This is a genomic window from Mucilaginibacter ginkgonis, assembly GCF_009754905.2.
Classification (GTDB): Bacteria; Bacteroidota; Bacteroidia; order Sphingobacteriales; family Sphingobacteriaceae; genus Mucilaginibacter; species Mucilaginibacter ginkgonis.
Genome location: NZ_CP066775.1, coordinates 1,716,526 through 1,739,063 on the forward strand (window position 1 = coordinate 1,716,526; position 22,538 = coordinate 1,739,063).

Sequence of the window (22,538 nt, forward strand, 5' to 3'; positions counted from 1 at the left end):
GATGCAATTTATCCTTTCAAAAGTTTTACTCCCGCTTTTACTACCCATCACATGGGTGCTTATTTTGGCGCTATGCGCATTGTTAGCCAAAAATCAAAAAACGAAAAAACGTTTATTACTTAGCTTGGTATGTGTATTAATTGTTTTTTCAATTCCGTTTTTTATTGATACGTATGCACGCTTGTGGGACTATCCTCAAACACAACTTCCTAACAATAAAAAATACAGTTGTGTAATAGTTTTAGGGGGTTACTCGGGAGAGAAAGAAGACGGCACCGGTTTTTTTGACGTTGCCGTAGATCGATTAGTTGAAAGCATTGAGTTATTAAATACAAATAAAGCGAGCCATATTTTGCTTACTGGAGGTGATGGCAGCCTTGATTCCCGGGGTTTTAGCGAAGCAAACTGGGTACGCGGCGAATTGGCTAAATTGAATGTGCCCGATAGTTTAGTACTTATAGAAGGGAAGTCTAAGAACACGATAGAGAACGCTCAGTTCACTAAAAAGCTGCTTGCCGATAATCATTTGCAGCCACCTTATTTGCTGGTGACTTCTGCTTTTCACATGCGCCGTGCTGACTATGTTTTTAAAAAAGCCGGACTTGATGTTGTGCCCTACCCCGCAAATTACATAGCCGGCATTAGCAGAACATCTTACAGTTCTTTTATACCGTCTGCAGACGCGCTTGCGCGCTGGCAACTATACACCAAAGAGTTTGTGGGATTGATAGTAGCTAAAATAAGGAAGTTTTAAGCCCACGCCTTTCGTAAAAAGCGAAGCCAGTTTCCGTGCACCATGTTTTCAATATCTACGGAAGTATAACCACGCTTTTCAAACAGGCTTGTAAATTTTTGCAGATCGGCAATTGTTTCTAAATCATACGGGCACTGCTCGCGGCCAAAAGCGCCGTCTAAATCTGTACCCATACCAACGTGCAGCGTGTTCCCCGCTATCTGGCAGATATGATCGATATGATCAACGGCTACATCGATATTGCAGTTCATGGCGCTTGGGTCAGATACCCCCCGCTGCCAACCCGGCACCATCATCCATGCATCGAGCGCTGCACCAATGACAGCGCCTCTTTCAATAAGAGCCTTTATCATGTCATCACTAAATTGGCGATTGTGATCTACCAATGCCCGGCAGTTGTTGTGGCTGGCCCATACATGACCACCAAATACGTTTAGCGCATCCCAAAAAGCGTCATCGCATAAATGCGTTGCGTCTAAAATAATGTTCAACCGCTCCATCTCTTTTAGCAACTCAAAACCCTGTCGACTAAGGCGCCCCGTAGCATCTGTACCGTTTGCGTACCGCCCCGGGCCGTAATGCGCCGGACCGACAGCCCGTAACCCGCTTTGATATGCTTTTTCCAGGTAACTTACATCAATGATCGAGTCAGCCCCTTCGAGACTCAAAATATATCCTACCGGTTTGGCGTCATTCGGCTCGCCATTATTCCAAAGTGTCAAATGCTTTTCCAGCGTTAGCAAGTCGGCAACCTGTACCATCTCGCCCTCGGCTTCCATGGCTTTATACCAGGCTAGCTGCCCTTGTGTTTGCGCCCAGGCCTGCTGCGGCGAGTGCCACCCCGGTAAAGGGTTATCGGGCGCTACATATCTTCCTATCTGCGTCGCGACTACTAAACCAATATTGCCTTTACGCAATTCGGGTAGTGATACCGTCGCCTTACCCCTGTCGGGTTTATCGTTCAGCCCGGCTTCACGCGCGTTTATATCAGCTACCGGTTGCCGCAGGTCGCGGTTCCATTCCAGCGCGTTCATACTAAGATCCAAATGTGCGTCAACAATAAACATCAGCAGGTTATTTTGCGGTTTCTTGCCAGGTTCAGCCACTCGCCGGTAACGTGATTAAGTTCTACTGTTAACATGCGCTCAAAAAGCGCGACGGTTGGGCAAACATGGCAGGGCAATAAATAAATAACGTCGCCGGGCTGGTACGTATGCCCTACTCCAGCTTCGGCAACCAGGTGTTCTTCACTTTGGCCTATGATCTGCAGATCGGGGGCATTAAGGAAGCTAACCCGCTTGTCTATCGTGTTTTCAGCCGCCACAGATTTGTGTCCCAAATCGAGGCAAACGGTAGTATCGTTGGGCAAAGAAATGACCCGAGTCAACAAAACTGCAGCGGGCAAAAACTCTTGTTCTTTACACGTCGCGGCATAACCGGCGTCCCAATAAACGAACGTTCCAGGGCTGCAAATTACTTCCTGTTGCTGCGCCCAGAACGGAAATGTTGGTGTGCCGCCCGCGACAATGATGGGCTCAGGTAAACCGGCTTTCTTAATTTCTCTCGTAATAGCTTTTAATTGTTCGTGTATCGCAGCAGCTTTAAAGTTTCGAACATCAATGTCGGGTTCGTGGATATGACCATCGTAAGCATGTAAACCCAGTGGCTTTACACCTTGCAATGCAAAAAGCTGCAGATACGATTCTGCCACTTTATCCGGTACCAGTCCCGTGCGGTTCATCCCAACATTTATATCTACGTAGACAGGGATTTTTGTATTATGGGCTAAAGCAGCTGTTGACACTTCATTGGCCGAGTGCATATTATCCACGAGACAGTAATAAAGTGTCTGCGGACACATTTTTATCACTTCGACAAAGCGTTTTAGCTTGGGACCAACGGGTTGATACGCTAATAACACATCTGCCGCGCCCGCCATTCCTAATAATTCGGCTTCGGCAATGGTAGCACATTTAAATTGAGTGATACCGGCTGCGATCTGTAACTGAGCGACTTCTACACACTTATGCGTTTTAATATGTGGTCGCAATCTCGCAGGGTCGCCAACCATGTGTATTGCAAGGTCGATATTATGCTTTACCCTTTGCGGATAAACCAACAAGGCAGGCGAATCTACTTCGCCTGCATCGGCAAGCTCAAACCACTTTAAAGTTTGATCGCTCATTCTGCCAGTTCAAACATCGCCTCTATCTCAACAGGAATATTATCGGGCAGCGAGCCCATACCTACAGCACTGCGTACACCAATACCGTTGTCGATACCCCAAACACTCGCAAAAAGCTCGCTGCAGCCATTGATCACGAAAGGGTGCTTTTCAAAATCCGGGGTGCAGTTAACCATACCTAGCACCTTGATAACGCGCTTTATTTTGTCTAAGCTGCCTAAGTTCTGTTTAATTGTCGACAACATTGCCAGGCCAACCTGTCTCGCTGCAAGTTTCGCATTGTCTTGATCAATGGTTTCGCCGACACGGCCAATAATCAAGGTACCATCCTGTTGAACTGTTCCGTGGCCTGAGAGGTACAGATATTTACCATCGACCAGGCAAGGTTTATAAACACCTAATGGCGACGGTGCAGGCGGCAATTGTAGATTAAGGGCGGCAAAATTTTCTTCCGGTGTAGGCATCGTGTTGTTTTTTATTAAGGTAAGACTAATTTGTGTTTATAGATTTTATGAAAGGAAGTTTAGGCTTTGTATCTTCTATAAATTAATGCTGTCGTTTATTTTATTTAATAATCTAATAATTATAGCGTTACCCGCGTTGCGGGTCGCGCTTTACGCTCATACCTCCGCCTTCGGCGGGCGGTATCCGTTTCAATCGCTAACGCATTTTTGCATCGGATCGTTTTTTACAATTATACACCATTACACTTAAGCGAAAAAGACGTTCTCTCATAAGTCTTCTCTGGGACAAGTTGGGCTGAAGTGTATTTTACCCCTCACTGACGTACGCACAATCAGTTACCGCTTTAAAAACCGTACTTTTGCAGCGTTTTATGAGTAAGCACGGTAGGATATTGGTAGCCATGAGTGGCGGGGTTGATAGTTCTGTAGCGGCAGTGATGCTGCATGAGCAGGGCTATGAAGTGATTGGCCTTACCATGAAGACCTGGGACTATGCCTCATCTGGCGGTAGTAGCAAGGAAACCGGTTGCTGCAGTTTGGATAGCATTAACGATGCCCGCTCGCTTGCCGTTGGTTACGGTTTCCCGCATTACATTTTAGACATCCGCAGCGAATTTGGCGATTTTGTGATCGATAACTTCGTAGACGAATATCTTGCCGGCCGCACACCTAATCCATGTGTCTTATGTAACACGCATATTAAGTGGGATGCCCTGCTTAAACGTGCAGACAAGCTCGACTGTGAGTTTATTGCCACCGGCCACTACGCGAACATCCGCCGGCATGATAACGGCCGTCACGTGATTTCGAAAGGTAAGGACGAAAATAAAGATCAGTCTTACGTGCTTTGGGGTGTATCGCAGCAAAATCTGGCACGTACCAAGTTCCCTTTGGGTAGTTTTGCGAAATCGGAAATACGCCAAATGGCGCTAGACATGGGTCAGTTGGAACTAGCCAACAAAAGCGAAAGTTACGAGATCTGCTTTGTGCCTGATAACGACTATCGCGCGTTTCTTCGCCACAAGGTAGAAGACCTCGACGAGCGAATAGGCCCGGGTAACTATATCTTGCAGGATGGCACTGTTGTAGGTAAACATCAGGGATATCCATTCTATACCATCGGCCAGCGTAAGGGATTAGGTATAGCTTTAGGTTATCCGGCTTTTGTTACGAAGATAGACCCGGCAACCAATACTGTTACCCTGGGCCCGCAAGAACAACTGGAAAGGAAACAAGCCTGGGTGAAGAACCTGAACCTCATTAAGTACGAAAACATTTTTGAGCCGATTGAGGCTATAACTAAAATACGCTATAAAGACGCCGGCGCTACCAGCAGCATTCAGCAACTTGGCGATCACATGAAAGTAGACTTTGTGCACAATGTGTCAGGTATTGCACCCGGCCAGTCTGCCGTGTTTTACGAAGGCAATGACCTGCTTGGCGGTGGATTTTTGATGTAATATCGAATTTCGAATGTTCAATTTCGAATTTAGATTTGCTTTTAATTCTGACAATCCTAAAATTCTGGTTCAGACGATTTGCGTTAGGGACAACAGCGCCATCCTGCGCAGCAGATAGAGCGAATGGCCCGACCCCGATCTATCGGGGTAACGCCCTAAAACACAAACTCAGATTAGGGCATCAGCTCTGGCAGTCGCTCGGCTCTAGCCGAGTGACAGAAAATTAAAATGGTTTTGCTATAGTCAGGTTCATAATCCTGAAGGCAATGAAGTACAAGTAACTTGGATGAAGCAGTTAGCGCAAATTAAGCCCTCTCCTTTGGAGAAGGTTGGGTGAGGCGCAAACCTTTCTATCACTATTTAGTTAACGGTTAAAATCACAATCTAAAACCAAAGCAAAAATTTGCGTTTCGGTTTCTTTGTGTTTATTTGCAGAATAATGGCAAAAAATTTACTGATCGTAGAATCACCGGCGAAGGCCAAAACTATAGAAGGATATCTGGGCAAAGACTTTGTTGTAAAGTCGAGTTATGGCCATATCCGCGATCTGGTAAAGTCTGAAGATGCCATAGATATCGCTCATGATTTTCAACAGAAATATGAAGTACCTGCCGATAAAAAACAGGTAGTGAGCGAGTTAAAAAAATTAGCAAAAGAGGCAGAGGTGATATGGCTCGCATCCGATGAGGACCGTGAGGGGGAAGCCATATCATGGCATTTGTTTGAGACACTTGGGCTTAAAGAAGCTAATACCCGCCGGATTGTATTTCACGAGATTACAAAGCCGGCCATCATACGCGCAATTGAAAATCCGCGCACCATTAACTACCATTTGGTAAATGCCCAGCAGGCACGCAGGGTTTTAGACCGTTTGGTGGGTTTTGAGCTTTCGCCCGTTTTGTGGAAGAAAGTTAAACCGTCTTTATCAGCCGGTCGTGTGCAATCTGTTGCCGTGAGATTGATCGTAGACCGCGAGCGCGAGATCAACAAATTTCAGTCTGAAGCCGCCTTCCGTGTAACTGCCATTTTTGGTAAAGGCCGTGAGGCATTTAAAGCCGAACTGAATGAGCGTTTCGCAAAGCAAGAGGATGCCGAAAAGTTCCTGAACGATTGTATAGGTGCTGATTTCAATGTCAAGTCTCTGGATACACGCCCGGCAAAACGTTCGCCGGCTGCGCCATTCACTACCTCAACCCTGCAGCAAGAAGCCAGCCGCAAACTTGGCTTTTCTGTATCGAGGACGATGTCTGTAGCACAGAAACTTTATGAATCGGGCCGTATCACATATATGCGTACCGATTCTGTTAACTTGTCGGACACAGCGTTAAATGCTGCCGCAAGCGAAATCGTTTCGGCTTACGGACAGCAATATCATCAGCAAAGGCAATATAAAACTAAATCGGCCAGCGCGCAGGAGGCGCACGAAGCCATCCGTCCAACTTACTTCAATGTCCACAGTTTTGAGGGCGATAACGCGGAAAAACGTTTGTACGAACTGATTTGGAAACGCGCCATCGCATCGCAAATGAGCGAAGCTCAATTTGAGCGTACCGTTGCACGAATCAGCGTATCTACCCGCCCGGAAGAACTTGTGGCGAACGGTGAGGTGATGAAATTTGATGGCTTCCTGAAGGTTTATCTGGAGTCTACTGACGAGGACGAAAAGGAAGACAATATTGAAGAAGGCGACAGCGCCATACTGCCACCGTTAACCAAAGGGCAATTATTATCATTAACAGAAATGACGGCGGTGGAGCGTTACTCACGTCCCCCGGCAAGATACACGGAAGCAAGCCTGGTAAAAAAACTGGAGGAACTGGGCATTGGCAGGCCGTCTACCTATGCCCCTACCATTTCTACTATCCAAAACCGCGGATATGTGGTTAAAGAAGAGCGCGAAGGCAAAACACGCGCCTACCGTGTACTAACCTTAAAGAACAGCAGCATAGCTAAAGAAGAAAAGACCGAAATAACAGGAGCCGATAAGAACAAAATGTTCCCGACCGACATTGGCGCGGTAGTGAACGATTTTCTGGTGCAGCATTTTAATGGTATTGTCGACTATCATTTTACCGCAGGTGTTGAGAAGCAGTTCGACGAAATTGCACAGGGCTTGCAGGAATGGACGGTTATGATCCGCAAGTTTTACGACCCGTTTCATCAGGAAGTAGAAACCACCAAAGCAACCGCTGACCGCGCCAGCGGGGAGCGCGAATTAGGCGTTCACCCCGAAAGCGGCAAAAAGCTTTCAGTTCGTATCGGCCGTTACGGGCCCTTTGTGCAAATCGGCGAAGCGGACGATGAGCAGAAACAATATGCCAGCCTGCGTGCGGGCCAGATGATAGAAACAATCAGCCTTGAGGAGGCATTGGAACTATTCAAGTTGCCTAAAAAAGTTGGCCTGTTTGAAGAAAAGGAGATGACCGTAGCTATCGGCAAATTCGGACCTTACATACGCCATAATAGTGCGTTCTATTCGCTTCCTAAAGGTATAGATCCGTTAGACGTTGCAGAAGATCAGGCAATTGAGATTATTCTTGATAAACGCAAGCGTGATGCAGAAAGATTGATCAAAACCTTCGATGAAAATCCCGAGGTAAAGATCCTTAATGGCCGCTGGGGACCATACATAGAATTTGAAAAACTGAACGTTAAAATTCCTAAAGATAAAGACCCGCATACGCTTACTTTCGATGAGGTGAAAGCGCTTGCAGATGCTACCGCCGCCGAACCTAAAAAAGGACGATTTGGCAAAGTGATAGCTGCAAAAGCTGCTCCGGCAGCAAAAAAAGCAACTACGGCGAAGAAGCAAGCCGCGAAAAAATCGCCGGCTAAGAATGCGCCGGCTAAGAAATCCACAGGTAAGAAATAAATTGTCTTAAAGCTAAATTTTGGTTAGTTTTGTTGAGTATAGTAGCTGATAATCAACCACAATTAACCTTATCATTTGAAGCTTAAACTTTTACGAAACTGTATTTTTATTATCGTATTCATTGCTGCTGCCGCAGTGCCACGGATTAGTTTTGCGCAAGGCTGTCCTGTAAATGTTGATTTTGAAAACGGTGATTTTAATCAATGGACCTGTTATCGTGGCGTGACTTCTTCTTCCGGTCAGACCAATTATATTTCTGTAAATCAAAGTTCACCCACGAATGGCGTTCATACCATTATTCCCAAGGGTACCCAGCTTGACCCGTATGGCAAGTTTCCCATCACCCCGCCTGATGGCAGCAAATATGCTGTAAGGTTGGGCAATGACGGTACCGGTGCCCAGGCAGAACGCCTGTCTTACAACTTTACAGTGCCGCAAACAGATTTTGCCCTTACCTATCAGTACGCTGTGGTGCTGCAAGATCCAAACCACTCCGCAGAGCAACAGCCAAGGTTTACTGCAAAAGTTTTGGACCTTACTACCAATACCTACATCTCCTGTTCATCCTTCAACTACGTTGCAACCGCTAATATCCCCGGCTTTAAAAAGTCAACAGTAAGCAACATGGTTATTTACAAGGGCTGGACGCCTGTTACCATTGATCTTTCGGCATTTAAGGGCAGGCAGATGCAATTAGAATTTACCACTGCTGATTGTACGCAAGGCGGCCACTTTGGCTACGCCTATATAGACGTTAACCGCACTTGTTCAAGTATTATAAATGGTAACAATTATTGCGCTAATACAACAGATGTGCCACTGTTAGGGCCTGCAGGTTACGCCACTTATCAGTGGTATAATGAAGACAGGTCGACATTGTTGGGGACAACCAACCCCTTGATCATAAAACCCGTAGACGGCCAAAAGGTGATTCTCGACCTGACCCCTTACGATGGTTTTGGCTGTGCAGCCACACTAACCACTACGTTGCACAAAAGTTCTTTAGCGATGACGGTGACAGACCCGCCTGCTGTTTGCTACCCTGCAACAGTTGATGTTACCAAAGCCGTAAAAGTAACGGATGACCTGGCCGTGATAAACGTATTTACAGATGCTGCGTGCACCAATCCGGTTGATGATCCAAAAGCAATAGCTACAAGCGGTACCTATTATATCCAGGCCTATAATCTCACCTGCGGTTCGTTAACCCAGTCTGTTAATGTAACGGTAAACCCTAAACCAAATTTAAAGGTCACTAATCCACCTACTGCCTGCAGCTACGAAACTGTGGACCTAAGCGCTGCAGCGATAGTTGCAGGAAGCGATGCCGGCCTTACTTATACCTTTTTTGCGGATGCTAACGCGACCGTACCCCTAACAGACTACAGCAAAGTAAAAGCTGCTGGTACCTACTATATTGTTGGAACCAATAAATACGGATGCAGCACCATACAGGCGGTTAACATAACTTTCTATCCGCCTATTGACCTTGTTGTCCAAGACCCAGGGGCGGTTTGTTTTCCCAGCACGGTCGATATCACAACACCCGGCATAGCTAACAACACATCAACCGGTGGTGTATTAAGTTATTGGAAAGATGTCAACGCGACCGTGCCGCTGGTTGACCCAACAAAAATAATTGATAGCGGTGTTTACTACATCAAACTGATAGACCCCAATGCCTGTCAGGTTATTAAACCGGTTAATGTCACCGTTCACAGCCTTCCTACTTTAAAAATTACGGCGCCGAAAGATGTTTGCCTTCCGGGCAATGTAGACATAACGCAGGCATACATTACAAAAGGCAGTAAAGACATCAACAAATTGAGTTACTGGCGAGATGCCAAAGCGACGATCGCGCTTAATAATCCCACAAGTGTTACAGACAGTGGAAAGTATTATATTAAGGCCACAAGTGTTTTTGGCTGCGAAACGGTAGACTCTGTTCTAGTTGGCATCCATAAGTTACCGGTACTTAAAATCACAGCGCCGGCAGGTGTCTATCAACCACAAACTATAAATCTGGCTGCGCCTGCCGTAACTGCAGGCAGCTCGCCAAGACTATATTTCTCTTATTATTTAGACTCCACTCTCACAATTAGGGTACCCAATCAATACAAGGTATCGGCAACAGGTACTTATTATATCAAAGCCGAGAACGTTTATGGTTGCGATACAAGTGCGGCCGTAAAAATTATTGTAGCAGAGGTACCTGATATAAAAGTACCAAAGGCTTTTACGCCGGGACAAACCACAAACGACAGGTTGTATCCTTTCCTTATCGGTATTAAGTTACTTAAAGTTTTTAAGGTATATAACCGCTGGGGAAACCTGGTTTTTCAAACCTCAAACGCGGCACCGGGCGCAGGCTGGGATGGTAACACTAATGGAAAAATAAACTTTATGGATACCTATAGCTGGGTGGCCGAGGGATATGACCAATTGGGAAATTTGGTGCATCGTACCGGCAATACTTTGATTTTGAAATAGCCAAATGAGAAAGTATTTGCTGACGGGTTTGATTATTTTAAGCTGCTTTATCGCAAGGGCTCAAGACCCTCATTTTTCCCAGTATTTTGCTTCGCCATTGACCGTTAACCCCGCAAACACCGGATTCTTTGACGGCAAACTAAGGTTTGCAGCCAATGAGAGGCAACAGTGGGCAAACATTGGCTCCGCTTACTCAACAACATCACTTTCATTTGATCTCAAGATCCTTGAAAATGCAATACCTGAGTATGATATTTTCGCGGTAGGCGTATCCGGTATGTTCGATAGTTCACTTAGCGGCGCATATAAAAGCAACTATTTATCGTTTTCAACCGCATATCATAAGAGTTTGGCAGAAGAAGGGCGGCACATGCTTACCCTGGGGGTGCAGGCAACATATGCGGCCTTAAGTTTCGACTATAACCGGCTTACGTTTGCCACGCAGTTTAACGGTACGGACTTCGACCCAACCTTACCGGGATACATTAATGCCGCAAACCCCAACAGCAACTATGCGGATATACATGCCGGGTTGCTCTATGCCGCGCACTTAGAACAAGCTAACTTTTACGCCGGCGTGTCACTTTACCACATTGCCAAACCTGTGGAATCACTATTTAATACCGTTAGCACGATACCCTATCGCAAAACGCTCTCTGCAGGTGGCGAGATAAATATCTCGCCTGTATCTTCTGTTTTGTTCAGCGGCATTTACTCAAAACAGGCGGAAGCAACGGATAGCCGTATCGGCGGCGCCTGGTGCCTTAAACGCCCTTTCGACCGTTTTCGGGGAACTGGTAGGGTTAACTTTTACGCGGGTTTGTGGTATGCCAACAATAACACCTTTATACCTTATCTTGGCGCTGATATTCAGAATTTTAGTGCGGGCTTTAATTACGAAACATCTTATAGCTCATTAAATTATCACCCGGCCACTTTTGAAGTTTCTTTGATGTACCGCGTTGGTTCAAAAACACCCGACAGATGCCTAAGATTTTAACCCTCAAATTTTTAGTTGTTACTGCCATAATCGCAGCGCTCACAAGTCTTTTCTCTCCGGTTGTAGACGCGCAATGCGTAATCAAAAAAGTAAAGAGAAACGGCGTAATATTCTCAGAAATACCTGAACGGTATATCTACAACCGCACAACTACAGATTATAACGCATTGTCATTAATCCTTTCGCAGACAGTAAAAAGCAACGGCCCTGCCTACACGCTTAATTTGAAGTTTGCATTTTCCAATATTCTACGCAAAGGACAATGGTTAGTGATAAACTTTACCTCTGGTGAACAAATTAAACTACCAATGAGGTTTGTCGCGATTGGCAAAACCGACAATCCAAATATCCATTTGAATAGTTATTCTGTTGATCTGCCATCCGACATTATTCAAAAGCTGGCAGCTACACCGGTAAAAACGATAGAGATCAACTCAGCGTTCAATTTTAAATTTTCAGAAGTTTTTGCGCCGGATGAATCCCTGTTTACAGAAATGTTCAGGTGCTTCCAGCCTGCATTGCAATAAATTACTATCGCGAACAAACATTTTTGGATAGTCAAACTTTGTTATGCAAAACACAGCTATGTTCAACAAATTTGCAGTCCTTCTGACTTTCGTCAGCGTTTTAATTGCCGGTCTACAAACCTTTGCCCAAACAACACCAACTAAAATAAAAGTTGATTCCATTGCACCGGGTTTTTGGATTTATCAATCGTACGGCAATTACAACGGTCAGCAAGTTTCTGCAAACGGATTGATCTGTGAAGGCGAGACAGGGCTCATAATTGTTGACGCGCCTTGGGATACTTTGCAGACAAGGCAATTGTTAACCTGGATAGACAGCACCCGGCACAAACCAATTCTGTTCTCTATTCATACGCATTATCACGCCGACCGCGTTGGCGGACTTGATGTTTACCATCAGCGCGGTATAAAAGCCTACGCTACTGCAGCTACAATAGCCAGGGTTGACCCTAAACTGCAAAGAGATCTAACTCCTTTGCAAAGCACTGACACTGTTCTTTATGCCGGCATTACTCCGGCCAATATCTATTTTCCGGGCGCGGGCCACACAGCGGATAATATTGTGGTCTGGTTCCCGCTGCAGAAAATATTGTTTGGCGGTTGCATGATAAAAAGCACCGACGACAGCACTTTGGGTAACATAGCGGATGCTGATCTGAACGCATGGCCAAACAGCCTGAAAAATTTAATGCAGCGGTATCCCAATGCAGCTATTGTGATCCCCGGCCACGATGGCTGGCGCGGCGATTCTATCCGACACACGCTCGATCTGTTGAATCAGGGAAAGGCGAAGTAGATTTGGGATCGCGTTAACGATAGAAGCGGCATCCTGCGAAGCAGATAAAGCGAATAGCGCGGGCCCGTCCCGCTAGTTATCGGGAGAGGGTAACGCCAAAGCATAATTAATCCTGAAATTTCGTTGTTTATTTAGGGGAAGTCTCCCGCAATTATACCGAAATCCAACCCCACAAATCTCCCTTAAAAACCGTACTTTTGCGGTTCAATGCAGCACATACGTAATTTTTGCATCATAGCACATATAGACCACGGCAAAAGTACCCTTGCCGACAGGTTGTTAGAGTATACTGAAACCGTTACCAAACGCGAATCGCAGGCGCAACTGCTTGACGATATGGACCTTGAGCGTGAGCGTGGTATTACCATTAAGAGCCACGCCATACAAATGGACTATGAGCTTGACGGGCAAAAATATGTGCTGAACCTGATTGATACACCCGGCCACGTCGACTTTTCTTATGAGGTCTCACGGTCTATTGCCGCTTGCGAAGGCGCGCTGCTAATTGTAGATGCGTCGCAAGGTATACAGGCGCAAACCATATCAAACTTGTACCTGGCGCTGGAGAACGATCTGGAGATCATTCCGGTGCTAAATAAAATGGACTTGCCGGGCGCCATGCCTGAGGAGGTGAAAGACCAAATAGTAGATCTGATAGGCTGCAAACGCGAAGAGATCTTAGCAGCATCGGGCAAGACCGGTTTAGGTGTACATGATGTGTTGCGTGCCATTGTAGAGCGTGTCCCCGCCCCTGTTGGCGATCCCGAAGCGCCGTTACAGGCGTTGATTTTTGACTCAGTTTTTAATTCTTTCCGTGGCATTATCGCGTATTTTAAAGTGGTGAACGGCGAGATAAAAAAGAACACCCGGGTAAAATTCATGGCTACCGGGAAGGAATATTTTGCCGATGAGGTAGGCACGTTGAAACTGAACCAGGTACCGAAAGACGTCATAAAGACTGGCGATGTGGGTTACATCATCTCTGGCATCAAAGAAGCGCGAGAAGTTAAGGTTGGTGACACCATTACTTTAGTAGAACGCCCCGCAGCCGAAGGTATTCAAGGTTTTGAAGAGGTTAAACCGATGGTATTCGCGGGTATTTACCCTGTTGATACCGAAGATTATGAAGAGCTGCGCGAGTCGATGGCAAAGTTGCAATTGAACGATGCTTCGTTAGTTTTCGAGCCCGAATCTTCTGCTGCGTTAGGTTTTGGTTTCCGTTGCGGATTCCTGGGTATGCTGCATATGGAGATCATCCAGGAACGTTTGGAACGCGAGTTTGACATGACGGTGATCACCACGGTGCCTAACGTATCTTACCTCGCTTACACCACAAAAGGCGATCAGCTACTGGTAAACAACCCGTCTGACCTGCCTGACCCAAGCAAACTGGAATACGTTGAAGAACCATATATTAAAGCAAGCATCATTTCTAAGGCCGAATTTGTTGGCCCTATCATGTCGCTGTGTATTCAAAAGCGCGGCACCATTGTCAACCAATCATACCTCACGTCGGATCGTGTGGAGTTGATCTTTGAAATGCCTATGGGTGAGATCGTTTTTGATTTTTATGATCGTTTAAAAACGATATCCAAAGGTTATGCATCGTTCGATTACCACCAGATAGGTTACCGCCAGTCGGACCTGGTGCGTTTAGATATTCGTTTGAACAGCGAGCCTGTAGACGCGTTATCATCACTTATACATCGCAGCAACTCTTATGACTTTGGTAAAAAGATCTGCGAGAAACTAAAGGAACTAATCCCGCGTCAGCAATTCGAGATCATCATACAGGCATCAATCGGTGCCAAGATCATTGCCCGCGAAACGGTGAAGGCTTTGCGTAAAGATGTTACAGCAAAATGTTATGGTGGTGATATCTCGCGTAAACGTAAACTGTTAGAAAAACAGAAAAAAGGCAAGAAACGCATGCGCCAGGTTGGTAACGTAGAGATACCGCAATCGGCATTTATGGCTGTGCTTAAGTTAGACTAATAGCCACCCCCCGGCCCCCTGAAGGGGGAGTAAGAATACGTGGTAAAGTTGTATTGCTTCCTTCAGGGGGTTGGGGCTAAACTTTAATTCCCCCCTTTAGGGGTTAGGGAGCATGAATTTACTCGACGGAAAATACGTTTCAGAAAAATTAAAAGGCGAGATCGCCGCAGACGCGGCTTCATACCTCGCAAAATCCGGCCGCAAGCCGCATTTGGTTGCGGTTTTGGTTGGGCACGATGGCGGCAGCGAAACTTATGTGGCCAGCAAAATGCGCAACTGCGAAGCCGTTGGATTTAAGTCGGGTACAGTTAGGTTTGAAGACGATGTTACCGAAGAAGAACTATTAGCAAAAGTCGAAGAATTGAACGCCGACGAAGACATCGACGGCATAATTGTTCAGCTTCCGCTTCCTAAACATATCGATCCTGAAAAAGTAACAGCGCGTATAGACTACCGCAAAGATGTAGACGGTTTCCAACCTATTAATCTGGGCCGTATGCAGCGTAATTTGCCATCGTTCATCCCGGCTACACCATACGGAATTACGCTAATGCTTAAAGAATACAGCATCGAAACCGCCGGTAAGCATTGCGTGGTTGTTGGCCGCAGCAATATTGTGGGTTCGCCGATGAGCATCCTGATGGCGCGTAACGCTCAGCCAGGCAATTGCACGGTTACCATGTGCCACAGCCGCACGCCCGACATTAAAAAATTCACACTTGACGCTGATATCCTGATCGTAGCTATCGGTAAAAAGAATTTCATTACCGCCGATATGGTAAAGGAGGGCGCTGTGGTGATAGACGTAGGCATGAACCGCGAAATCTCTGCAAGTACAAAATCCGGCTACAAACTATACGGTGATGTCGACTTCGAGAACGTTGCGCCAAAAACATCGTGGATAACCCCCGTTCCCGGTGGTGTAGGTTTAATGACCATTATTGGTTTACTGAAGAACACCCTTGCTTCGGCTAACGGGACGGTTTATTAATTCTTTGATAGTGTCATTCCGAGCCAGCGAGGAATCTTATGCGTAAATGCATTGCTTAATAAGATGCTTCGCTACGCTCTGCATGACATAATGATTTTACCCTGAGATCGCTTCGTTGCTCGAGATGATAAATAGGCTGCACATCGCTATCTATTTTAAACCAAAATTATCTGCACATCCGCACATTCTCGCATCTGCACATTTAAGACCTTTGCCTTACCGCTTCATAAATGATTACAGCGGCAGAAACAGATACATTCAAAGAAGCAATCTCGCCAAACATAGGAATCTTGGCCAAGTGCTCTGCGCTGCGTATGATTTCGTTGCGGATGCCGTCTTCTTCTGAACCCATTACAATGGCTGTGGGTAGCGAATAGTCAATGCTGTAAATTGATGTTTCTGTTTTCTCTGTACAACAAACCACCTGTAAGCCACTCTCCTGCAAAAACTTAACGGTCTGCAAAAGATTATCGTGGCGACAAACCGGAATTTTGTACAGTGCCCCTGCGGAGGTTTTAATCGCATCCGGATTTATTTGTGCCGAACCTTTTGATGGGATTACAATTGCATCCACACCCGCGCACTCGGCCGTGCGGGCAATTGCCCCCATATTGCGCACATCGGTAACGCCATCAAGTACTAATATCAGCGGCACCTTACCCTGTTCAAAAACCTGCGGAACGATGTCCTCAATTCTTTGGTAGGTAATGGGTGAAATTATCGCAATAACGCCTTGGTGGTTTTTCTGTGTAATACGGTTAAGTTTTTCTACCGGCACCTGCTGGGCGGTGATGCCATTTTCGTTTAGCAAGGATTTCAATTCCATCATCAAGCCACCGCCTAAACCACGCTGCATAAACAAAGCTTCTATCTCTTTGCCGGAATTAATGGCTTCTATAACTGCGCGTATACCAAATACCATTTGATTGGTTTCGCGGCGTGGTTCTCTTGAATTGCTGTATGCCATTTACTAAATATCAGTTGGCGAAGGTACTAAAATTAGCAAAGCATAATAGTGAACACGTCAAAGGGCATTCGTTGAAAGATATTCATCAACACCAGCATTTTTTATAAACATAGCTGTCTGTCAACTTCATAACCTTGTTCTTCACAGCTTTTCCACATAGCATGTTGATATCACAATTCGTTTCTGGCTGGCAGATAATTGTTGTAAATTTGCTAAAAATAATAGTGTTTATTTTCGGGTGGGCGATTTAGATATTTTTGTTACCCCGTTAAACTATTTGAGTAAGCCCACACGATGATCTTCGAAAACGATAACAATACTACCGGCCGCACAGGCACCCGCACCCGTAATTTCGCAGCCGCAGCTAGCACTTTAGGCAAATTACCGCCACAGGCCCGCGACCTTGAAGAAGCAGTGTTAGGCGCATTGATGCTGGAGAAAGACGCCTTATCATCTGTTATCGACGTGCTGAAAGCCGACGTTTTTTACGTAGAAGCACATCAAAAGATCTTTAATGCCATCCGTACCCTGTTCGAAAAAACCTCGCCGGTGGATATCCTAACTGTTACGGCACAACTGCGCCAAAATGGCGAGCTGGAAATGATTGGCGGCGCGTATTACATTACGGAGCTTACCAACCGCGTAGCTTCTGCCGCTAATATCGAGTACCACGCGCGTATCATTATCCAAAAATTCATTCAGCGCGAATTGATCCGTATCTCAACCGAGGTGATAAACAATGCCTACGAGGATACGACAGACGTGCTTGATCTGTTGGATAAGGCCGAGAAAAACCTGTTCGACATTGCGCAAAACAACCTGCGCCGCGACTCACGTAAAATGGATGATATTCTGCATGAGTCGTTGAAAGAATTGGAAGCACTTAAAGATAAAAAAGACGGATTAACCGGGGTACCATCAGGCTTTACCGACCTCGACCGTATTACATCCGGCTGGCAAAGGTCAGACTTAGTGATTATCGCGGCACGTCCGGCTATGGGTAAAACGGCTTTCGTATTAAGTTGCGCACGCAACGCGTCTGTCGATTTTTCTAAGCCGGTAGTAGTATTCTCTTTAGAGATGTCGTCTGTACAATTGGTTAATCGTTTAATATCTGGTGAGACACAGATAGAGCAAGAGAAGATCCGTAAGGGTAATCTCGAAGAATGGGAATGGCAGCAGATCCACTCAAAGATCGGCCGCCTGGAGCAAGCGCCGTTGATCATTGATGATACCCCATCGCTTAATATTTTCGAGTTCCGCGCTAAATGCCGCCGTTTAAAATCTCAGTACGATATCCAACTGATCATCATCGATTACCTGCAATTAATGCACGGTAAATCTGATGGTAAGGGCGGCAACCGTGAGCAGGAGATCGGCAGTATCTCACGTGCTCTAAAATCTGTAGCTAAGGAATTGAATGTGCCGGTAATTGCGTTATCTCAGTTAAGCCGGGCGGTTGAAAACAGGCCGGGCGGATCTAAAAGGCCAATGCTTTCAGATTTGCGTGAGTCGGGTTCTATTGAGCAGGATGCGGATATGGTATTGTTCCTTTATCGCCCTGAATATTACGGCCTGGAATTCGACGAAGACAATAACCCAACCCAGGGTGTGGGTGAAGTGATCATTGCCAAGCACCGTAACGGCGAGACAGGTCGGGTACGGTTGAAATTCGTTGGTAAGTACGTGAAGTTTACAGACTTGGATACCGGCTTCGATTCATTTGGCGCTGCGCCAAACGCATTTACTGGCCTCACTCCTTCGCAAGACTTTGACAAACCGAACAACTTTATCATTCGCCCAAGCCGTATGGATGATATGGAGGACGACGCGCCGCCATTTTGAAAATAAAACTTAAAAATTACTGTCATTCTGAACGTAGTGAAGAATCTTATGCGTTAAATAGTTCATAAAGATTAAAGGCAACTTAAACTCCTTGGGCGTTTCCCTGACTTCGTCAGGGTCGGGCTATTCGCTCCAAGTCCTTTCCCGATTTTATCGGGATGTGGGCTTTCCGCTGCTATCCCTAACGCAAAGTCATTGCGTTTCTCCCCTTCAGGGGGTTAAGGGGGTTACAAAAACCACCCAATCAGCACGCCGGCAATAATGATTAACGGAGTCTTAACCGGCGTAAATTTTAACAGTACAAAGGTTAACACCACTATAAGGTAGGAGACCCAATTTAATCCCATTGGTTTTGCTAACAAAAAAATCGCGGTAAACATAAATCCTACAGCTACCGCGTTTATGCCGCTCAACGAATTTCTAATGCGGGTTATCTTTTTCAAATCTTCCCAAAACGGTACAATGAACAAGATAAGTATCAACCCCGGCATGTTGATACCGATAACCGCGACTAAGGCCCCCAGTATCTGCCCGGCTATAGTGTAGCCCTGATTGGCCATGGTCACACTGCCAACAAAAGATGTAAAAGCGAATGTAGGCCCCGGCAAGGCTTGTTGTATGGCATATCCGGCAAGGAATTCGGTATTTGCCAGGTAATGTTTTAGGGCCACAAACTCAGTGTACATCAGTGGTACTAAAACCTGTGCGCCGCCGAACGTCATGATACCATTGCGGTAAAAATTTTCGAACAACCGCACGGGTAAACTAAACGGAGATGTACGGTTGATGATGGTGCCCAAAACGGCAAAGAATAGTAATACGCCTATGAAATAAGATATCTTATTGGGGTTAACGTTTGAGAACAACTTTTGCCTCAACTCATCTTCCTGGGGTCTAGTTTCTAAGGCCGATGACATTATGCCGCCTAGTAAGATCAGCAACGGAAACGCGTAGGGCGTGCGCAAAATAAGGGTAACAATGGCCGAGCCCACCGCCAACATGATGCTCAACTTGCTGGTTAAAAACCTGTTGGCGAAACTGTAAGTGGCATATGCTACTATACCTACGGCTATGGGTTGTATAAACCTGATGATATCTGTAAAGTGGGCACCTGCTGATAAACTTTTATATCCAATACCTGCTGCACACATAATAGCCGCCGACGGAAATATCCAAACCAGGAAAGTCATGACAGCCAGCGGCACTTTCCCTACTTTGTAACCAATGCCCACCACAACTTGCGTAGATGACGGGCCGGGCAGCATTTGTGTCAAAGCATTCAGCTCCATCAACTCCTCTTCGGTAATGTATTTACGTTTATGTACAAATTCGCGCAGTAAAACAGACAGGTGGGCCTGCGGGCCGCCGAAGGCTGTAAATGTGTAGATCAGCACATCGCGCAAAAACAACAGATAACGCTTGCTCACTGGTTACATTTAATAATCATCGTCATCCTCTTCAAGCCCCTGCGCCATGCGTAATGCACCTTGCAGCTCATTATAAGCATGGCTATTTCGTGATGCCAGGGTTATTTCCATCCCTTTCTGATAAGTAGCGATAGCTTCATCCTTTCGGTTTAGCAATTCGTATAATTTGCCAAGGTGATAATAGGTGCCAAAGTATTCGGGATGATCTTTAACCAGCGTTTCATAATATTCAAGCGCGCGGGCATGGTCGTTCAACTTAAGGTATTCTGTAGCAATGGCATATTGCAAAAACTCGTCGTTAGGTTCGTTTTTTATAAATTCTAATAGCTTCTCCAAGCGGGTTTGCTCCATCTTTAACTCGTCCTTTTTTAATACCTTTGCAAAAACCTGTGAATTATGAACATATTGGTCTGTATCAGCAACGTGCCCGATACCACTACAAAAATAACCTTTACAGATAACAACACGCAATTTAATAGCGCCGGCGTTCAATTTATCATCAATCCTTATGATGAGATAGCTCTGGCCCGGGCAATAGAACTAACCGACGGTGGCAAGGGTAATGTTACGGTGATCCACGTGGGCGAAGCCGCTAACGAACCAACGATACGCAAGGCGCTTGCCATAGGCGCAACTGATGCCGTACGCATCAACTCAGCAGCGCACGATGCCTTTTTTGTAGCTGAGCAGATAGCAGCCTACGTAAAGCAGCATCCTTTCGACCTGATTCTGACAGGCCGTGAGTCGATAGACTATAATGGGTCTAAAGTAGCAGCGATGCTGGGCGAATTGCTGGACATCCCATCTGTATCGATCATTAAAAAGTTGGATACTACTGATAGTGAAGCGACAGTTGAGCGCGAGATAGAAGGCGGCAAAGAAGTGCTGACCATTCCATACCCGTTTGTTGCCGGTTGCGCAGAGGGTGTGGCAGAACCGAAAATCCCAAACATGCGCGGTATAATGGGCGCGCGCAGCAAGCCCCTAACCGTTTTAGAGCCTGTTGAAGCAACCGTTTATTCGGAAATTTTAAGCTATGAAACTCCTGCCCCACGCGGTCAGGTAAAATTAGTGAGCACAGATGAAACCGCACAACTGGTAAACATGTTGCACACCGAAGCCAAAGTGATCTGATTTAAAAATTCTAGAAATTTAAAATATGTCGGTTTTAGTATATGCAGAGAACGCGGATGGCAAATTCAAGAAATCGGTTTATGAAGCCGTTACGTATGCCCGCGCCATCGCGGACCAAAATAATACAATTGTTACGGCCATTTCAATCGGCGATGTTGCTGATAGCGAATTAAGCCAGTTAGGTAATTACGGTGCGCAGAAGATTTTAACTGTCAGCAATGACAAACTTAAAAACTTTGTAAACCAGGCTTATGCAGCAGTTATCGCACAGGCAGCTAAAAGCGAGCAGGCAGATGTTGTAGTAATATCTAACTCATTCTCTGGCCGCGGATTAGCCCCGCGTGTTGCAGTGAAATTGAGTGCGGGAGTTGCAGATGGCGCGGTTGCCTTGCCTGAACAAAGTGGCGGCAAGTTCACTATCAAAAAAACGGCATTTTCCGGAAAAGCGTTCGCGACTGTCGAACTTACTTCTGCTGTGAAGGTTATCGCACTTACGCCAAACTCTTACAAAGTTGTAGAGAATGCCACCGGTGCGCAACCGCAAGCCTTTACCGTTGAAACTGATGAAAACGATTTTAAAGCAATGCTAAAAGACATTGCTAAAGCAAGCGGTAAGGTTTCTTTACCCGATGCTGAGATCGTAGTATCTGGTGGTCGCGGATTAAAAGGGCCTGAAAATTTCAAATTAGTTGAAGATCTTGCCGAACTGCTTGGTGCCGCAACCGCTTGTTCAAAACCGGTATCAGACGCAGGTTGGCGCCCGCACAGCGAGCACGTAGGCCAAACCGGCATTGCAGTAAGTCCAAATTTATATATCGCGATAGGCATCTCCGGTGCGATACAGCATCTTGCAGGTATCAGCGCATCAAAAGTTATTGTTGTCATCAACAAAGATGCCGAAGCGCCGTTCTTCAAGGTAGCCGATTATGGCATTGTTGGAGACGCTTTCGACGTGGTGCCAAAATTGATAGAAGCTGTTAAAGCTTACAAAGCGTCGGCTTAAAAGATTTGTGATGGCGAATAATATGAAAAAGATCAAGCTGGATATTGTTGGGCTTTCTTACAGCCAAACGCAATCCGGCGCCTACGCATTGGTGTTAGGCGAAGTTGGCGGCCGCCGCAGGCTGCCGATTATCATCGGCAGTTTTGAGGCACAGGCCATCGCTATTGAAATTGAGAAAATGACGCCCAGCCGCCCGCTTACGCACGATCTTTTTAAAAGCTTCGCCCAGGCTTACAGCATTAATATTACAGAGATCATCATCTATAATCTTGTCGACGGTATATTTTACTCAAAGCTGGTTTGCTCCGACGGTAAGAAAACTATGGAGATAGACGCCCGCACATCTGACGCCATTGCGATGGCGGTAAGGTTCGAGTGCCCCATTTACACGCACGAATTTATTTTGTCGACAGCTGGTATTGTAATTGAAGGCAACGACTTTGTGTACCTTGAAAATATGGGCGAGCCTGCTGAAGAAAAAAATACAGTTCCTGTAGGTGGCAGCGGATATGGCTCATTAAGCGTTGATGAGTTGAAAACTAAACTCGCTTCTGCCCTTGGCGACGAAGCTTATGAGAAAGCCGCAAAAATCCGTGACGAACTGAACAGGAGGAAATCTTCCTAGAAG

General features: G+C 46.0%; 19 protein-coding genes. 13 read left to right on the forward strand and 6 right to left on the reverse strand.

Going from position 1 to position 22,538, the window contains the following annotated elements:
- The first annotated feature begins 1 nt into the window (after position 1).
- Positions 2-754, forward strand: coding sequence for a YdcF family protein (locus tag GO620_RS07945; protein WP_157524034.1), 753 nt, complete (start codon positions 2-4; stop codon positions 752-754).
- Here the strand turns inward: GO620_RS07945 and GO620_RS07950 are convergent.
- Genes GO620_RS07950 through GO620_RS07960 form a run of 3 tightly spaced genes read right to left on the reverse strand, consistent with a single transcriptional unit; the run spans position 751 to position 3,403 of the window.
- The gene (locus GO620_RS07950) at positions 751-1,860 is read right to left on the reverse strand and encodes a dipeptidase (protein WP_317198318.1); all 1,110 of its coding nucleotides are present in this window, start codon (positions 1,858-1,860) and stop codon (positions 751-753) included. The genes GO620_RS07945 and GO620_RS07950 overlap by 4 nt on opposite strands.
- Positions 1,821-2,939: a D-TA family PLP-dependent enzyme gene (locus tag GO620_RS07955; protein ID WP_157524036.1), complete on the reverse strand. Its 1,119-nt coding sequence runs from the start codon at positions 2,937-2,939 to the stop codon at positions 1,821-1,823. Before GO620_RS07955 ends, GO620_RS07950 begins: the two co-directional genes overlap by 40 nt.
- Positions 2,936-3,403 (reverse strand): RidA family protein, encoded by a 468-nt coding sequence (locus GO620_RS07960; protein WP_157524038.1) that lies wholly within the window; start codon positions 3,401-3,403, stop codon positions 2,936-2,938. The genes GO620_RS07955 and GO620_RS07960 overlap by 4 nt, the downstream gene beginning before the upstream one ends.
- Positions 3,404-3,774: 371 nt before the next feature.
- Between GO620_RS07960 and mnmA the strand changes: the two genes are divergently transcribed.
- From mnmA to GO620_RS08000, 8 genes are all read left to right on the forward strand, one after another.
- Entirely contained in the window at positions 3,775-4,863 is a 1,089-nt protein-coding gene (mnmA, locus tag GO620_RS07965) for a tRNA 2-thiouridine(34) synthase MnmA (RefSeq protein ID WP_157524040.1), read from the forward strand.
- Positions 4,864-5,302: 439 nt separating this feature from the next.
- Positions 5,303-7,735, forward strand: coding sequence for a type I DNA topoisomerase (gene topA / locus GO620_RS07970; RefSeq protein WP_157524042.1), 2,433 nt, complete (start codon positions 5,303-5,305; stop codon positions 7,733-7,735).
- A gap of 75 nt (positions 7,736-7,810) precedes the next feature.
- Positions 7,811-10,225 (forward strand): gliding motility-associated C-terminal domain-containing protein, encoded by a 2,415-nt coding sequence (locus GO620_RS07975; protein ID WP_157524044.1) that lies wholly within the window; start codon positions 7,811-7,813, stop codon positions 10,223-10,225.
- A 4-nt stretch (positions 10,226-10,229) separates the two neighbouring features.
- Positions 10,230-11,225 (forward strand): PorP/SprF family type IX secretion system membrane protein, encoded by a 996-nt coding sequence (locus tag GO620_RS07980; RefSeq protein ID WP_157524046.1) that lies wholly within the window; start codon positions 10,230-10,232, stop codon positions 11,223-11,225.
- Positions 11,210-11,752, forward strand: a complete 543-nt coding sequence (locus GO620_RS07985) for a hypothetical protein (protein WP_157524048.1) — start codon at positions 11,210-11,212, stop codon at positions 11,750-11,752. Before GO620_RS07980 ends, GO620_RS07985 begins: the two co-directional genes overlap by 16 nt.
- A 43-nt stretch (positions 11,753-11,795) precedes the next feature.
- Positions 11,796-12,548 (forward strand): subclass B1 metallo-beta-lactamase, encoded by a 753-nt coding sequence (gene bla / locus GO620_RS07990; RefSeq protein ID WP_157524050.1) that lies wholly within the window; start codon positions 11,796-11,798, stop codon positions 12,546-12,548.
- A 207-nt stretch (positions 12,549-12,755) separates the two neighbouring features.
- The gene (gene lepA / locus GO620_RS07995; RefSeq protein WP_157524052.1) at positions 12,756-14,543 is read left to right on the forward strand and encodes a translation elongation factor 4; all 1,788 of its coding nucleotides are present in this window, start codon (positions 12,756-12,758) and stop codon (positions 14,541-14,543) included.
- Between the two features lie 112 nt (positions 14,544-14,655).
- Positions 14,656-15,534, forward strand: a complete 879-nt coding sequence (locus GO620_RS08000) for a bifunctional 5,10-methylenetetrahydrofolate dehydrogenase/5,10-methenyltetrahydrofolate cyclohydrolase (RefSeq protein ID WP_157524054.1) — start codon at positions 14,656-14,658, stop codon at positions 15,532-15,534.
- A gap of 202 nt (positions 15,535-15,736) precedes the next feature.
- On the opposite strand, the gene rlmB is transcribed toward GO620_RS08000, so the two are convergent.
- A complete protein-coding gene (gene rlmB / locus GO620_RS08005) occupies positions 15,737-16,501 on the reverse strand; it encodes a 23S rRNA (guanosine(2251)-2'-O)-methyltransferase RlmB (RefSeq protein WP_244139479.1) in 765 nt (254 codons plus the stop codon).
- 294 nt (positions 16,502-16,795) lie between these two features.
- Here rlmB and dnaB point away from each other — a divergent pair, with 294 nt between their 5' ends.
- Entirely contained in the window at positions 16,796-18,346 is a 1,551-nt protein-coding gene (gene dnaB, locus GO620_RS08010) for a replicative DNA helicase (protein ID WP_157524056.1), read from the forward strand.
- A 227-nt stretch (positions 18,347-18,573) separates the two neighbouring features.
- Here the strand turns inward: dnaB and chrA are convergent, their stop codons facing one another.
- Together chrA and GO620_RS08020 are read right to left on the reverse strand one after the other, a co-directional pair.
- The gene (chrA, locus tag GO620_RS08015; RefSeq protein ID WP_244139480.1) at positions 18,574-19,773 is read right to left on the reverse strand and encodes a chromate efflux transporter; all 1,200 of its coding nucleotides are present in this window, start codon (positions 19,771-19,773) and stop codon (positions 18,574-18,576) included.
- Between the two features lie 9 nt (positions 19,774-19,782).
- Entirely contained in the window at positions 19,783-20,124 is a 342-nt protein-coding gene (locus GO620_RS08020) for a tetratricopeptide repeat protein (RefSeq protein WP_157524058.1), read from the reverse strand.
- Between the two features lie 45 nt (positions 20,125-20,169).
- On the opposite strand from GO620_RS08020, the gene GO620_RS08025 reads away from it, so the two are divergent.
- The 3 genes from GO620_RS08025 to GO620_RS08035 are packed head-to-tail and all read left to right on the forward strand — an operon-like array spanning position 20,170 to position 22,535.
- A complete protein-coding gene (locus tag GO620_RS08025) occupies positions 20,170-20,907 on the forward strand; it encodes an electron transfer flavoprotein subunit beta/FixA family protein (protein ID WP_157524060.1) in 738 nt (245 codons plus the stop codon).
- A gap of 25 nt (positions 20,908-20,932) precedes the next feature.
- The gene (locus GO620_RS08030) at positions 20,933-21,910 is read left to right on the forward strand and encodes an electron transfer flavoprotein subunit alpha/FixB family protein (protein WP_157524062.1); all 978 of its coding nucleotides are present in this window, start codon (positions 20,933-20,935) and stop codon (positions 21,908-21,910) included.
- A 22-nt stretch (positions 21,911-21,932) separates the two neighbouring features.
- On the forward strand, positions 21,933-22,535 hold the full coding sequence (locus tag GO620_RS08035; RefSeq protein WP_157524064.1) for a bifunctional nuclease family protein: 603 nt from the start codon (positions 21,933-21,935) through the stop codon (positions 22,533-22,535).
- Positions 22,536-22,538 lie beyond the last annotated feature (3 nt).

Bases quoted from the DNA above. Each gene is read 5' to 3' on its own strand.
- GO620_RS08025 (WP_157524060.1), top strand. From the start codon at position 20,170: ATGAACATATTGGTCTGTATCAGCAACGTGCCCGATACCACTACAAAA.
- GO620_RS07955 (WP_157524036.1), bottom strand. From the start codon at position 2,939: ATGAGCGATCAAACTTTAAAGTGGTTTGAGCTTGCCGATGCAGGCGAA.
- lepA (WP_157524052.1), top strand. From the start codon at position 12,756: ATGCAGCACATACGTAATTTTTGCATCATAGCACATATAGACCACGGC.
- GO620_RS08020 (WP_157524058.1), bottom strand. From the start codon at position 20,124: ATGGAGCAAACCCGCTTGGAGAAGCTATTAGAATTTATAAAAAACGAA.
- bla (WP_157524050.1), top strand. From the start codon at position 11,796: ATGCAAAACACAGCTATGTTCAACAAATTTGCAGTCCTTCTGACTTTC.
- mnmA (WP_157524040.1), top strand. From the start codon at position 3,775: ATGAGTAAGCACGGTAGGATATTGGTAGCCATGAGTGGCGGGGTTGAT.
- GO620_RS07945 (WP_157524034.1), top strand. From the start codon at position 2: ATGCAATTTATCCTTTCAAAAGTTTTACTCCCGCTTTTACTACCCATC.
- GO620_RS08030 (WP_157524062.1), top strand. From the start codon at position 20,933: ATGTCGGTTTTAGTATATGCAGAGAACGCGGATGGCAAATTCAAGAAA.
- GO620_RS07960 (WP_157524038.1), bottom strand. From the start codon at position 3,403: ATGCCTACACCGGAAGAAAATTTTGCCGCCCTTAATCTACAATTGCCG.
- GO620_RS08000 (WP_157524054.1), top strand. From the start codon at position 14,656: ATGAATTTACTCGACGGAAAATACGTTTCAGAAAAATTAAAAGGCGAG.
- GO620_RS08035 (WP_157524064.1), top strand. From the start codon at position 21,933: ATGAAAAAGATCAAGCTGGATATTGTTGGGCTTTCTTACAGCCAAACG.
- topA (WP_157524042.1), top strand. From the start codon at position 5,303: ATGGCAAAAAATTTACTGATCGTAGAATCACCGGCGAAGGCCAAAACT.
- GO620_RS07980 (WP_157524046.1), top strand. From the start codon at position 10,230: ATGAGAAAGTATTTGCTGACGGGTTTGATTATTTTAAGCTGCTTTATC.
- rlmB (WP_244139479.1), bottom strand. From the start codon at position 16,501: ATGGCATACAGCAATTCAAGAGAACCACGCCGCGAAACCAATCAAATG.
- GO620_RS07985 (WP_157524048.1), top strand. From the start codon at position 11,210: ATGCCTAAGATTTTAACCCTCAAATTTTTAGTTGTTACTGCCATAATC.
- dnaB (WP_157524056.1), top strand. From the start codon at position 16,796: ATGATCTTCGAAAACGATAACAATACTACCGGCCGCACAGGCACCCGC.